Source organism: Pseudomonas sp. HMSC063H08 (assembly GCF_001813645.1).
Taxonomy (GTDB): Bacteria; Pseudomonadota; Gammaproteobacteria; order Pseudomonadales; family Pseudomonadaceae; genus Pseudomonas; species Pseudomonas aeruginosa.
Genome location: NZ_KV813411.1, coordinates 63,115 through 74,437 on the forward strand (window position 1 = coordinate 63,115; position 11,323 = coordinate 74,437).

The 11,323-nt window shown below is 68.4% G+C and carries 16 protein-coding genes; 7 read left to right on the forward strand and 9 right to left on the reverse strand.

Features of this window, described 5'->3' with window-relative positions; all coding sequences use genetic code 11:
- Window positions 1-20: 20 nt before the first annotated feature.
- The 4 genes from HMPREF2924_RS09320 to HMPREF2924_RS09335 all read right to left on the reverse strand — a co-directional run bounded on the left by HMPREF2924_RS09320 (window position 21) and on the right by HMPREF2924_RS09335 (window position 2,884).
- Entirely contained in the window at window positions 21-917 is an 897-nt protein-coding gene (locus tag HMPREF2924_RS09320; RefSeq protein ID WP_003102328.1) for an alpha/beta fold hydrolase, read from the reverse strand.
- Entirely contained in the window at window positions 914-1,693 is a 780-nt protein-coding gene (locus tag HMPREF2924_RS09325; RefSeq protein WP_003091880.1) for a class II aldolase/adducin family protein, read from the reverse strand. Before HMPREF2924_RS09325 ends, HMPREF2924_RS09320 begins: the two co-directional genes overlap by 4 nt.
- 128 nt (window positions 1,694-1,821) lie before the next feature.
- A complete protein-coding gene (locus HMPREF2924_RS09330) occupies window positions 1,822-2,508 on the reverse strand; it encodes an LrgB family protein (RefSeq protein ID WP_003102323.1) in 687 nt (228 codons plus the stop codon).
- A complete protein-coding gene (locus HMPREF2924_RS09335; RefSeq protein WP_003091885.1) occupies window positions 2,495-2,884 on the reverse strand; it encodes a CidA/LrgA family protein in 390 nt (129 codons plus the stop codon). The genes HMPREF2924_RS09330 and HMPREF2924_RS09335 overlap by 14 nt, the downstream gene beginning before the upstream one ends.
- 95 nt (window positions 2,885-2,979) lie before the next feature.
- Between HMPREF2924_RS09335 and HMPREF2924_RS09340 the strand changes: the two genes are divergently transcribed.
- Window positions 2,980-3,873 (forward strand): LysR family transcriptional regulator, encoded by an 894-nt coding sequence (locus tag HMPREF2924_RS09340; protein ID WP_003130195.1) that lies wholly within the window; start codon window positions 2,980-2,982, stop codon window positions 3,871-3,873.
- Between the two features lie 340 nt (window positions 3,874-4,213).
- Here HMPREF2924_RS09340 and HMPREF2924_RS09345 read toward each other — a convergent pair whose 3' ends face one another.
- Window positions 4,214-4,666, reverse strand: a complete 453-nt coding sequence (locus tag HMPREF2924_RS09345; RefSeq protein ID WP_003130193.1) for a flavodoxin — start codon at window positions 4,664-4,666, stop codon at window positions 4,214-4,216.
- Between the two features lie 279 nt (window positions 4,667-4,945).
- On the opposite strand from HMPREF2924_RS09345, the gene HMPREF2924_RS09350 reads away from it, so the two are divergent.
- The 6 genes from HMPREF2924_RS09350 (at window position 4,946) to HMPREF2924_RS09375 (ending at window position 8,099) form a co-directional block, all read left to right on the forward strand.
- Window positions 4,946-5,503, forward strand: a complete 558-nt coding sequence (locus tag HMPREF2924_RS09350) for a putative antibiotic biosynthesis monooxygenase (protein WP_003111015.1) — start codon at window positions 4,946-4,948, stop codon at window positions 5,501-5,503.
- Window positions 5,504-5,613: 110 nt separating this feature from the next.
- On the forward strand, window positions 5,614-6,318 hold the full coding sequence (folM, locus tag HMPREF2924_RS09355) for a dihydromonapterin reductase (protein ID WP_003091895.1): 705 nt from the start codon (window positions 5,614-5,616) through the stop codon (window positions 6,316-6,318).
- A gap of 17 nt (window positions 6,319-6,335) precedes the next feature.
- A complete protein-coding gene (gene folE / locus HMPREF2924_RS09360; RefSeq protein ID WP_003091896.1) occupies window positions 6,336-6,896 on the forward strand; it encodes a GTP cyclohydrolase I FolE in 561 nt (186 codons plus the stop codon).
- 1 nt (window position 6,897) lies between these two features.
- Entirely contained in the window at window positions 6,898-7,269 is a 372-nt protein-coding gene (gene folX, locus HMPREF2924_RS09365; RefSeq protein ID WP_003091897.1) for a dihydroneopterin triphosphate 2'-epimerase, read from the forward strand.
- Window positions 7,270-7,397: 128 nt separating this feature from the next.
- On the forward strand, window positions 7,398-7,709 hold the full coding sequence (locus tag HMPREF2924_RS09370; protein ID WP_003130190.1) for a DUF1244 domain-containing protein: 312 nt from the start codon (window positions 7,398-7,400) through the stop codon (window positions 7,707-7,709).
- Between the two features lie 51 nt (window positions 7,710-7,760).
- Entirely contained in the window at window positions 7,761-8,099 is a 339-nt protein-coding gene (locus tag HMPREF2924_RS09375; protein ID WP_003091899.1) for a HopJ type III effector protein, read from the forward strand.
- Window positions 8,100-8,278: 179 nt separating this feature from the next.
- Here HMPREF2924_RS09375 and HMPREF2924_RS09380 read toward each other — a convergent pair whose 3' ends face one another.
- From HMPREF2924_RS09380 to ssuD, 4 genes are read right to left on the reverse strand one after another with little or no spacing between them, the layout of a single operon-like run.
- Window positions 8,279-8,494 (reverse strand): TOBE domain-containing protein, encoded by a 216-nt coding sequence (locus HMPREF2924_RS09380; RefSeq protein WP_003091900.1) that lies wholly within the window; start codon window positions 8,492-8,494, stop codon window positions 8,279-8,281.
- Window positions 8,495-8,534: 40 nt separating this feature from the next.
- The gene (gene ssuB / locus HMPREF2924_RS09385) at window positions 8,535-9,359 is read right to left on the reverse strand and encodes an aliphatic sulfonates ABC transporter ATP-binding protein (RefSeq protein ID WP_003102311.1); all 825 of its coding nucleotides are present in this window, start codon (window positions 9,357-9,359) and stop codon (window positions 8,535-8,537) included.
- Window positions 9,356-10,144: an aliphatic sulfonate ABC transporter permease SsuC gene (ssuC, locus tag HMPREF2924_RS09390; RefSeq protein ID WP_003091909.1), complete on the reverse strand. Its 789-nt coding sequence runs from the start codon at window positions 10,142-10,144 to the stop codon at window positions 9,356-9,358. Before ssuC ends, ssuB begins: the two co-directional genes overlap by 4 nt.
- A gap of 20 nt (window positions 10,145-10,164) precedes the next feature.
- Window positions 10,165-11,313, reverse strand: a complete 1,149-nt coding sequence (ssuD, locus tag HMPREF2924_RS09395) for an FMNH2-dependent alkanesulfonate monooxygenase (protein WP_003091910.1) — start codon at window positions 11,311-11,313, stop codon at window positions 10,165-10,167.
- Window positions 11,314-11,323 lie beyond the last annotated feature (10 nt).

Below are 11,323 nucleotides of genomic sequence, written 5' to 3' on the forward strand. Positions count from 1 at the left end.
TGCTGCAATCTCAAACTCGCTTAAGAAAACTCTGAATCATCCAGTCGGGCGCGAAACGCCAGGTAATGTTCGAGCACCGCCGCCGGCGCTTCGATCTGCGGATAGTGGCCGATGCCATCGAGCAGCACGCAGTCGGCATCGGCGACCAGTTGCCGGTAGCGCTCGACCATGTGCGCCCCGGAAATCGGGTCGACGGCGCCGTCGATCACCCGCAACGGCACCCCGCCGTGCTGCAACGCCGCCACCCAGCGCTCACGCTGCTCGCGGCGGTCGACGATGTAGCGGATCAGGCGATGCATCACCCGCTGCCCCTGGTTGCTTTCGATCAGGCTCCAGAAGGCATCCAGCTCGGTCTCGCCGGGCTGGCTGCGCGGGCCGAAGACCTTGGCGAAGTTGCGCGCCAGGGCGCGGCGGTCGAACAGCCGGCCGAACAGCCCGCCCAACGGGCTCAGCAACAGCTTCTGGCTGAGCACCGGGCGGTGCGTTTCCGGGAACAGTCCACCATTGAGGAACACGCAGGAGGCGAGCCGCAGCCGGCCTTCGTGATGGCGGGCGAGCAGTTCCTGGGCGACGCTGTCGCCGTAGTCGTGGGCCAGCACGTGCAGCGGCTCGTCGATTCCCAGGCGGCCAAGCAGCGCCTGTTGCAGGTCGGCCTGCTCCAGCAGGCTGTAGCGATGGGCGCGCGGCTTGGCCGAATCGCCGAAGCCGAGCAGGTCGCAGACCAGCACGCGGTAGCGCTGCGCCAGCGGCTCCCAGAGGTAGTGCCAGTCCCAGGCGGCGCTGGGAAAACCGTGGATCAGCAGCAACGGCCGACCCTGCCCGGCTTCCCAGTAGCGGATCGGGAAGCCCTTGAAATCCAGGGTGCGGCCGCGCCTCCGCCAGGCCTCCAGGGGAATGCCGGGCAGCGCCGCGGTCACTGGCGGTAGCCCGGGTTCTGCTGGTCGAGCTTGCGCAGCAGCGCCGGCCAGGCGAGCTGGCCGCCCATGCCGGTCTTGCTGCGCATCACCCCGGCGATCATGTCGCGCGCGCCGGCGAGGATCTGCCCCGGGATGTGGATCAGCTCGGCGCCGCCGCTCTGCGCCATCACCTGTACCTCGCAGGCGCGTTGCAGGGTGAACATCATGAGGAAGGTATCGGCGATGGAACCGCCGCAGGTGAGCAGGCCGTGGTTGGGCAGGATCAGGAAGTTGCTGGTCCCCAGGTCGGCCTGCAGGCGGGCCTTTTCCTCATGGTTCAGGGCGACGCCCTCGTAGGCGTGGTAGGACAGGCTGGAGAGCACGAACAACGATTGCTGCGACAGCGGCAACAGGCCCTGCTTCTGGCAGGACACCGCGATCCCCGCGGCGGTATGGGTGTGCAGCACGCATTCGACGTCGTGGCGGACCTCGTGCACCGCGCTGTGGATGGTGTAGCCGGCCGGGTTGATCTCGTAGGGGCTGTCCATCAGCTTCTTGCCGCTGGCATCCACCTTCACCAGGCTGGAGGCGGTGATCTCGTGGAACATCAGGCCGAACGGGTTGATCAGGAAGTCCTCGGTGCCCGGCACCTTGGCCGAGATGTGGGTGAAGATCAGGTCGTCCCAACCGTGCAGGGCGACCAGCCGGTAGCAGGCAGCGAGATCGACGCGGGTCTGCCATTCGGCGGCGGAGACCTGGGCTTGCACATCGGCGGGCAGGGAGTGAACGGCGGTCACGGCGGCATCCTCTTTTGTCGTTATCGGATGCCCGCAGTCTAGCCCCGCCCTCCTCCGGCGACTGTCGCCGGGCTTACACTCGCGCGCCGGCTGAATGGCGGAGGATTCAGCCGGCCTATGCGCGCAGGCTACAGGCAGTGGGCGACCAGGGGCGCGACCAGCAGGTTGAACAGCCCGGTGAGAACCATCAGCAGACCGGCCGCCGAACCTTCCTCGCCGCCGAACTCGTAGGCCCGACTGGTGCCGGCGCCGTGCGCGCCGACGCCGAAGAGCGCGCCGCGGGCCAGCGGCGTGCGCAGGCGCAGGACGCGCAGCAGGGTGCCGCCGATCACCGCGCCGAACACCCCGGTGATCATCACGAAGGCGGCGGTCAGTTCCGGCACGCCGCCCAGGTCGTGGGACATCTCCATGGCGAACGGCGTGGTGATCGAGCGCGGCAGCAACGACAGCGTGACCTGGCCGTCCAGCGCCAGGGCCTGGGCCAGCGCCCAGGAGCTGCCGATGGCCACTGCGGTGCCGGCGAACATCCCGGCCAGCAGCGCCGGCCAGTGGCGCATCAGCAGCTCGCGCTGCTGCCAGATCGGGATGGCGAAGGCCACCGTCGCCGGACCGAGCAGCGCCACCAGCCAATTGGTGTCGCGGGCGTAGTCGGCGTAGCGGGTATGGGTGGGAATCGCCAGGGCATAGAGCAGCACCGGGACGAACACGATGGGCGACAGCCAGTACCACTTCACCCGGCGGTACAGCTGGCGGCTCAGCAGGTAGCCGCCGACGGTCGCCGCCAACCAGAACAGGGCTTGCTTATCGAGACTCATGGCGCGCCCTCCAGCGGCACATCCACTCCACCGACACCGCGGTGACCAGCATCACCAGCAGGGTGCTGAGCATGATCACCAGGAGGATGCGCCAGCCCTCGCTGCGTAGCAGCGCGCCGTAGTCGAGCAGGCTCATCAGCGCCGGGATGAAGAACAGCAACATCTCCGCCAGCAACAGGCCGGCGCCGGCCTGCAGCCAGGCCGGACGCAGCAGGCCGCTGGCGAACAGCAGCAACAGCGCCGCCAGGCCGACCACCCCGCCCGGCAGCGGCAGGCCGATGGCCTTCGCCAGCCAGCCGCCGGCCCACCAGAAGGCGATGAGTACCGCCAGTTCGGCGGCAAGGCGGGACAGACGGCGGACGAGCGGGGGCAACATGGGAAAGGCCTTGGCTGGGAAATCGGGGATGGAGAAAGGATAAGGCCCGGCCTATCATCCCCAAAGCGAATTGTCCGCATGAGAGCCATTCCAGAATGGAATTCCGTCAACTCCGCAGCTTCGTCGAAGTGGTCCGCCAGGGCAGCTTCACCCAGGCGGCGCAGGTCCGCCACGCCAGCCAGTCGACCATCAGCAAGCAGGTCGCCCAGTTGGAGCAGAGCCTCGGCGTGCAGGTATTGGAACGCAACGGGCCGCACGTGCGCCTGACCGACGCCGGCGCCGTGGTGTTTCGCCGCGCCGAGGAGATGCTGCGGCTGCGCCGCGACCTGCTCAGCGAACTGGACGATCTCAGCCAGCTCAACCGCGGCGAACTGCGCCTGGGCCTGCCGTTGCTCGGTGCCGACGCGCTGTTCGCCCAACGCTTCGCCGAATACCGGCGGCGCTATCCGAACATCGCCGTGCACCTGGTGGAAGGCGGCAGCAAGACCATGGAGCAGGCGGTGCTGGCCGGCGAACTGGAACTGGCCGGCAGCCTCACCCCGGCGGACGACGGCTTCGACTACCAGCCGTTCTGCAACGAACCGCTGGACGTGCTGCTGCCGGCCGGGCATCCCAAGGCCGCTGCCGCCAGCGTCGCCCTCGGCGAACTGGCGGACAGCCCGTTCCTGCTCTACCAGCAGAGCTTCACCCTCAACGACCGCCTGCTGCGCGCCTGCCTGGAGGCCGGCTTCAGCCCGCGCGAAGGCGGCCGCAGCGGCCAGGCCGACTTCCTCGGCGCGCTGGTGGCGGCCAACCAGGGGGTGGTGCTGCTACCACGGGCGATCGCTCGCGAGATCGAACGCCCGGGAGTGGTGCGGGTCCTGCTCAGGGAGCCGGACCTGCGCTGGGACATCGCCTTCATCTGGCGCCGTGGCGGCTACCTGTCGCGGGCGGCGCAGGCCTGGCTGGAGCTGCTGCGCGAGCGGCCGCTGGAGGGAAGCCCGGCGTAGGACGAATAACCACCAGCTCGGCAGAGGCTACGGCGGATAACGCCTGGAGGCGTTATTCGCCCTACCGCTTGCTCCCTCCCCGTGTAGGGCGAATAACCGCCTCGCGGTTATCCGCCGCCTGGGCAGGCGTTTCGGCGGATAACGCCTGGGGCGTTATTCGCCCTACCGTTTGCTCCTTCCCCGTGTCGGGCGAATAACCGCCACGCGGTTATCCACCGCCTGGGAGGCGTTTCGGCGGATAACGCCTGGGGCGTTATTCGCCCTACCGTTTGCTCCCTCCCCGTGCAGGGCGAATAACCGCCACGCGGTTATCCGCCGCCTCGGCGGGGTACGCCCGGGATCAGCCCTTGAGGGCGGCGGCGAACTCGGCCAGCCAAGGCTCGGCGTCGGTCTCGGGGGTAACGGTTTCGCTGGCATCCAGGCGCAGCATCGGCAGCACTTCGCGCACGCCCAGTTCGCCGAACAGTTCGCGAACCTGCTCGCCGCCACCGCAGAACGTGTCGCCGTAGCTCGAATCGCCCAGGCCGATGACCCCGCCCGGCAGACCGTGCCAGGCCGGCAGTTGGTCGCGGATCGCGTAGTACAGCGGTTGCAGGTTGTCCGGCAGTTCGCCCATGCCGGTGGTCGAGGTCACCACCAGGAATGCCTCGGGGGCGAAGGCCTTGAGTTCGTCGAGGCTGGCGCGAGGCAGATGGGAGGCCTCGAGGCCGGCCTCGGACAGCAATTTCTGGGCGTGCCGGGCGACTTCTTCGGCGGTGCCGTAGACCGAGCCGGAGAGAATGGCGACTTTCATGAACACTCCGTAAGCCAACAGGGGTAAGCCGGGCATTATGCCGCATGCGTTCGCCGAGCGGGACGCACCGAATCAATGCAGACAGGCCGCAAAAGCACCATTTCGGTGCGCGCCCTGTCATCGGGATGTCATCGCGCTGCCGTAGACACGGCAGCGAACCTTCGCCACCACGGCGGGAACGATCCTTGCCTGTCCTCCGACGCAGCCCACCACCCCCGGCGCTGCGCCGTTGTCCGAGGGCGCCCACGAAGCGCGCTCAACCGTTCCAGGAGATACACGATGTCTACCGCTCCCGTTACCCTGCTGGTGGCCCGCCGCGTCGCCGCCGGCCGTTACCGCGACTTCCTCGCCTGGCAGCGCGAAGGCGAAGCCCTCGCCGCCGACTTCCCCGGCTACCTCGGCTCCGGGGCGCTGGCGCCGCCCGCCGGCGGAGACGAATTCCAGATGATCTTTCGCTTCGCCGACGACGCCACCCTCGCCGCCTGGGCCCACTCCGCCTCGCGCCAGGCCTGGCTCGAACGCGGCCAGGGACTCTTCGACGAACCGCGCGAGCACCGCGCCCACGGCCTCGCCGCCTGGTTCGACGACAACCGCAAACCGCCGCGCTGGAAGCAGAGCGTGGCGATCTGGCTGGCGTTCTTCCCGGTCTCGCTGGCCTTCAACCTCGGCGCCGGCCCCTACCTCGGCGAGCTGTCGCTGGCCGCGCGGGTGCTGCTCAGCACCCTGGTCCTCACCCCGTTGATGACCTACTGGTTCATCCCTCTCTCCAGCCGCCTGCTCGCCCCCTGGCTGCACCGCCGCCCGCAGCGCGCCGCCAGCCTGCCGGAAGCGCACTGACGGCTTGCCGCCCACCCCGGCGGGGTGGGCCGTAGCGCAAGGCTTTGCCCGACTGGCTCAGTCGGGTACCCTGCATCCATCCGATTCCCTTCGCCTGCTGTGAGAGTCCCATGGCGACAGCCCCGATCCTGATCACCGGCGCCAGCCAGCGTGTCGGCCTGCATTGCGCCCGCCGCCTGCTGGCCGACGGCGAGTCGGTGATCGTCAGCTACCGCAGCGAACGCCCGGCGCTGGACGAACTGCGCCAGGCCGGCGCGCTGACCCTGCACGCCGACTTCGCCAGCGAGGCCGGCATCTTCGCCTTCATCGGGGCCCTCCGACAGCATACCGACAGCCTGCGAGCGATCGTCCACAACGCCTCGGACTGGGTCGCCGAGACGCCCGGCCACGAAGCCGAGGCGTTCCAGCAACTGTTCAGCGTGCACATGCTCGCGCCCTACCTGATCAACCTGCACTGCGCCGAGCTGCTGGAACGCTCGCAGCCCGCCGACATCGTCCACCTCACAGACGACGTGGCGCGCAAGGGCAGCGCCCGGCGTATCGCCTACTGCGCGAGCAAGGCCGGGCTGGACAACCTGACCCTGTCGTTCGCCGCGCGCTTCGCGCCGAGGATCAAGGTCAACGCCATTTCACCGGCGCTGGTGATGTTCAACGACGGGGACGACGCCGAATACCGCGCCCGCACCCTGGCGAAATCCGCCCTCGGCATCGAGCCGGGGCCGGAAGTCATCTACCAGAGCCTTCGCTACCTGTTGGACAACCCCTACGTCACCGGGACCACCCTGACCGTGAACGGCGGCCGCCACGTCAAGTGAGGCGCCAAGGACCCCTTATGAACCCAGCACTTTCCCAGCATTACCGGGAGATCCTCGTCGGTCTCGGCGAAGACCCGCAGCGCGAAGGCCTGCTCGACACCCCGAAGCGCGCGGCCAAGGCCATGCAGTACCTCTGCCACGGCTATGGCCAGACCCTGGAGGAAATCGTCAACGGCGCGCTGTTCGCCTCGGACAACGATGAAATGGTCATCGTCCGCGACATCGAGCTGTACTCCCTGTGCGAACACCACCTCCTGCCCTTCATCGGCAAGGCTCATGTGGCGTACATTCCCACCGGCAAGGTGCTCGGCCTGTCGAAGGTGGCGCGGATCGTCGACATGTTCGCCCGCCGCCTGCAGATCCAGGAGAACCTCACCCGGCAGATCGCCGAGGCGGTCCGCCAGGTGACCAGCGCCGCCGGCGTGGCGGTAGTGATCGAGGCCCAGCACATGTGCATGATGATGCGCGGGGTGGAGAAGCAGAACTCGCAGATGTTCACCTCGGTGATGCTCGGCGCGTTCCGCGACTCGAACACCACCCGCCAGGAATTTCTGCAATTGATCGGAAGGAGCAAGTGACATGCCGCGACTGGAACCGGGAATGGCGCGAATCCGCGTCAAGGACCTGCGCCTGCGCACCTTCATCGGGATCAAGGAGGAGGAAATCCTCAACAAGCAGGACGTGCTGATCAACCTGACCATCCTCTACCCGGCCGCGGACGCCGTGGAGGTCAACGACATCGAGCACGCGCTGAACTACCGCACCATCACCAAGGCGATCATCCGCCACGTCGAGGAGAACCGCTTCGCCCTGCTCGAACGGATGACCCAGGAAATCCTCGACCTGGTGATGGAGAACCCGGCGGTGCGCTACGCCGAGGTGGAAGTGGACAAGCCGCACGCGCTGCGCTTCGCCGAGTCGGTCTCGATCACCCTCGCCGGCCACCGCTGAGGCGGCCGACGAGCGAACCGCGCGAAGACGCGCACAAGCGTTGCCCGCCGGTCGCGCCAACTCTTATCATCGCCGGACCTGGCCCTGTGCCTTCACCCTGCCCCGAGCCATCGTCGAGAAACACCGCCATGACCGCAGCCAACCTCACCGAACAGCAACGCCTGGAACTCGAAGCCGCCGCCTTCCGCACCCTGGTCCATCATTTGCAGACCCGCAAGGACGTGCAGAACATCGACCTGATGAACCTCGCCGGTTTCTGCCGCAACTGCCTGTCCAAGTGGTACAAGGCCGCCGCCGACGACCTCGGGGTGGAAGTCAGCAATGACCAGGCCCGCGAAGAGATCTACGGCATGCCCTATGCCGAGTGGAAAGCCAAGTACCAGAAAGAAGCGAGCCCGGAACAACTGGCCGCCTTCGCCAAGAGCCAGGGCAACGCCTGAGGCCACCGGGCCCCTTGCCAACCCTGCCCCAGACACCATGAGCCTGTTTCGATGACCCTGACCGACTTCCGCGCGCGTCTGCGCAGCGAACACCACCTGTTCACCGACACCCTGGCGTTCATCGCCGAGCACTACAGCTACACGCCGAGCGCCTTCGACAACGGCAGCGTGAGCAACCCGGCCGGGCAGAACGAAGGTTCCTGCAAGACCCTGGGCTTCGCCATCCTCGAAGGCCTCAGCCTCGAGGAAACCCTGCTGGCCTTCGGCGAGCACTACCGTGCGGTGCGCGACAACCCGGAAGGCGACGACCACGCCAACATCCGCGCCTTGCAACAGACCGGCCTGGCCGGCGTGCATTTCGAGCGCCAGCCCCTGTCGCGCCGGGGCTGAGAAGTCCCGGTCGCCCCCACGGCGGATAACCGCGAGCGGTTATTCGCCCTACCGACCGCTCCATAGCGACCCACGCCAGCCGTCGCCACCGGCCGGCCTTGCCGATACGCGACGAAAAAAGGCGGGGCCCCATCGGGGTCCCCGCCCTTCTCGCCGCCGCAAGCGCGGCGCAGCCAGCGTCACAGCTTGGCGATGGAGACCTCGGTGGACTTGACGAAGGCGATCACTTCGCTACCGATGGCCAGCTCCAGTTCCTTCACCGAACGCGTGGTGATCACCGAAGTGACGATCCCGGCGGCGGTCTGCACGTCGATCTCGGAGAGCACCGGCCCTTCGATGATTTCCTTCACGGTGCCCTTGAACTGGTTACGAACGTTGATGGCTTTGATGGTCATGGCGTTTCTCCTGGGGGGATTCGGAACGAGGCATGGTTGCTTAGAGCGCCCAGCGCAGTTGCGTGGGCAGGGGTGAAACGGGTTCGGGTTGCGGCGGCAGCTCCGGCTGCGCCAGCACCCGGTTGAGCACTTCGGCTTCCAGCGCGGCCAGTCGCGCCGAGCCACGCGAGCGCGGCCGGGGCAGTTCCACCGGCAGGTCGAGGCCGATCTCGCCGTCCTCGATAAGGATCACCCGGTCGGCCACCGCCACCGCCTCGCTGACGTCGTGGGTGACCAGCAGGACGGTGAAACCGTGTTCGCGCCAGAGTCCTTCGATCAGTTGCTGCATCTCGATCCGGGTCAGCGCATCGAGCGCGCCGAGCGGCTCGTCGAGCAACAGCAGGCGCGGCTCGTGGATCAGCGCGCGAGCCAGCGCGACGCGTTGCTTCTGCCCGCCGGACAGGGCCGCCGGCCACTCGTTGGCACGCTCGGCCAGGCCGACCGCCCGCAGCGCCTGCAGGGCCTTCGCCCGCCAGTCGCCGCGCAGGCCGAGGCCGACGTTGTCGATCACCCGCTTCCACGGCAGCAGGCGCGAGTCCTGGAACATCAGCCGGGTGTCCTCGCGGGCCTCGGCCAGCGCCGCCGAGCCGGCCAGCAACTCGCCGCGGCTGGGCTGGTCGAGGCCGGCCAGCAGGCGCAGCAGGGTGCTCTTGCCGCAGCCGCTGCGGCCGACGATGGCGACGAACTGCCCGGCCGGAACCAGCAGGTCGATGTCCTTGAGCACCTCGCGCTCGCCGAAGCGCCGCGCCACTCCGCGCAGGGCCAGCGGGATACCGCGCTTGAGGCGCTGCGGAGTGCCGCCAAGGGCGGCGTTGTGGGCATTCATGCGCCACCTCCCTTGACCTGGTAGGCCGGGTGCCAGCGTAGCCAGACGCGTTCCAGACCGCGGGCGGCGAGGTCGGCGAGCTTGCCGAGGACGGCATAGAGCAGGATCGCCAGGACCACCACGTCGGTCTGCAGGAACTCGCGGGCGTTCATCGCCAGGTAACCGATGCCAGAGCTGGCGGAAATGGTCTCGGCGACGATCAGGGTCAACCACATGAAGCCGAGGGCGAAGCGCACCCCGACCAGGATCGACGGCAGCGCGCCGGGCAGGATCACCTGGCGGAACAGGGCGAAGCCGGACAACCCGTAGCTGCGCGCCATCTCCAGCAGGCCGGGGTCGATGCCGCGGATGCCGTGGTAGGTGTTCAGGTAGATCGGGAACAGCGTGCCGAGGGCGACCAGGAAGATCTTCGCCGACTCGTCGATGCCGAACCACAGGATCACCAGCGGGATCAGCGCCAGGTGCGGCACGTTGCGGATCATCTGCACCGAACTGTCGAGGAAGCGTTCGCCCCACTTCGACAGACCGGTGACGAAGCCCAGCACCAGGCCGATGGTGCCGCCGATGAGAAAGCCGATCGCCGCGCGCCAGCCGCTGATCGCCAGGTGCTGCCAGATCTCGCCGCTGCGCAGCAGCGCCCAGCCGGCCTCGAGCACGGCGCTGGGCGCGGGGAGGATGCGGCTGGACAGCCAGCCGAACTCCACCGCCGCCTGCCACACCGCCAGCAGGACCAGCGGCAGCGCCCAGGGCGCCAGGCGCTCGGCCAGTCGTTTGGAAATGCTCATGTCGTTCGCTCCGACCGCTCTCAACTCTGCGCGGCCTGCCGGGGCAGGATGTCGTTGGCCACCATCTCGCCGAACGGGCTGACGTAGCCGCGTCCCTCGGGCTGCGCCGGGCGCTGCACGTCGAGGTGCGGGAACAGCAGTTCGGCGACCCGGTAGGACTCTTCCAGATGCGGGTAGCCGGAGAAGATGAAGGTATCGATGCCCAGCTCGGCGTACTCCCTGACCCGCGCCGCCACCGTCGGTCCGTCGCCGACCAGCGCGGTGCCGGCGCCGCCGCGTACCAGGCCGACGCCGGCCCAGAGATTGGGGCTGACTTCCAGGTTGTCGCGCGAACCGCCGTGCAGCGCGGCCATGCGTTGCTGGCCGACCGAGTCGAAGCGCGCCAGGGAGGCCTGGGCGCGGGCGATGGTGTCGTCGTCGAGGTGCGCGATCAGGCGATCGGCGGCCTGCCAGGCTTCCTCGCTGGTCTCGCGGACGATCACGTGCAGGCGGATCCCGAAGCGCACCTGGCGGCCCTGGCGGGCGGCCTTCTCGCGTACCTGGGCGATCTTCTCGGCAACCGCCGCCGGCGGCTCGCCCCAGGTCAGGTACAGCTCGACCTGCTCGGCGGCGAGGTCCTGGGCGGCCTCCGAGGAGCCGCCGAAGTACAGCGGCGGACGCGGCTGCTGCAACGGCGGATAGAGGAGCTTGGCCCCCTTCACCTGGATGTGCTTGCCGGCGTAGTCGACGGTCTCGCCCTCCAGCACGCGACGCCAGATGCGGGTGAATTCGACCGAGGCCTCGTAGCGTTCGGCGTGGCTCAGGTGCAGGCCGTCGCCAGCCAGTTCGTCGGGATCGCCGCCGGTGACCAGGTTGAACAGCGCGCGGCCGTTGGACAGCCGGTCCAGGGTCGCCGCCTGGCGCGCGGCGACGGTCGGCGAAATGATCCCGGGACGCAGCGCGACGAGGAACTTCAGGCGCTGGGTTACCGGGATCAGCGAGGCGGCGACCAGCCAGGAGTCCTCGCAGGAACGTCCGGTGGGGATCAGTACGCCGCCGAAGCCCAGGCGGTCGGCGGCCTGGGCGATCTGCTGCAGGTAGCCGTGGTCGACGGCACGGGCGCCCTGGGTGGTGCCCAGGTAGTGGCCGTCGCCGTGGGTGGGAAGGAACCAGAAAATCTCGAGGCTCATCGCAATTGAC

Bases quoted from the DNA above. Each gene is read 5' to 3' on its own strand.
- HMPREF2924_RS09345 (WP_003130193.1), bottom strand. From the start codon at position 4,666: ATGAAAGTCGCCATTCTCTCCGGCTCGGTCTACGGCACCGCCGAAGAA.
- HMPREF2924_RS09340 (WP_003130195.1), top strand. From the start codon at position 2,980: ATGGAATTCCGTCAACTCCGCAGCTTCGTCGAAGTGGTCCGCCAGGGC.
- folE (WP_003091896.1), top strand. From the start codon at position 6,336: ATGAACCCAGCACTTTCCCAGCATTACCGGGAGATCCTCGTCGGTCTC.
- HMPREF2924_RS09375 (WP_003091899.1), top strand. From the start codon at position 7,761: ATGACCCTGACCGACTTCCGCGCGCGTCTGCGCAGCGAACACCACCTG.
- HMPREF2924_RS09335 (WP_003091885.1), bottom strand. From the start codon at position 2,884: ATGTTGCCCCCGCTCGTCCGCCGTCTGTCCCGCCTTGCCGCCGAACTG.
- ssuC (WP_003091909.1), bottom strand. From the start codon at position 10,144: ATGAGCATTTCCAAACGACTGGCCGAGCGCCTGGCGCCCTGGGCGCTG.
- folM (WP_003091895.1), top strand. From the start codon at position 5,614: ATGGCGACAGCCCCGATCCTGATCACCGGCGCCAGCCAGCGTGTCGGC.
- ssuD (WP_003091910.1), bottom strand. From the start codon at position 11,313: ATGAGCCTCGAGATTTTCTGGTTCCTTCCCACCCACGGCGACGGCCAC.
- HMPREF2924_RS09350 (WP_003111015.1), top strand. From the start codon at position 4,946: ATGTCTACCGCTCCCGTTACCCTGCTGGTGGCCCGCCGCGTCGCCGCC.
- folX (WP_003091897.1), top strand. From the start codon at position 6,898: ATGCCGCGACTGGAACCGGGAATGGCGCGAATCCGCGTCAAGGACCTG.
- HMPREF2924_RS09330 (WP_003102323.1), bottom strand. From the start codon at position 2,508: ATGAGTCTCGATAAGCAAGCCCTGTTCTGGTTGGCGGCGACCGTCGGC.
- HMPREF2924_RS09380 (WP_003091900.1), bottom strand. From the start codon at position 8,494: ATGACCATCAAAGCCATCAACGTTCGTAACCAGTTCAAGGGCACCGTG.
- ssuB (WP_003102311.1), bottom strand. From the start codon at position 9,359: ATGAATGCCCACAACGCCGCCCTTGGCGGCACTCCGCAGCGCCTCAAG.
- HMPREF2924_RS09370 (WP_003130190.1), top strand. From the start codon at position 7,398: ATGACCGCAGCCAACCTCACCGAACAGCAACGCCTGGAACTCGAAGCC.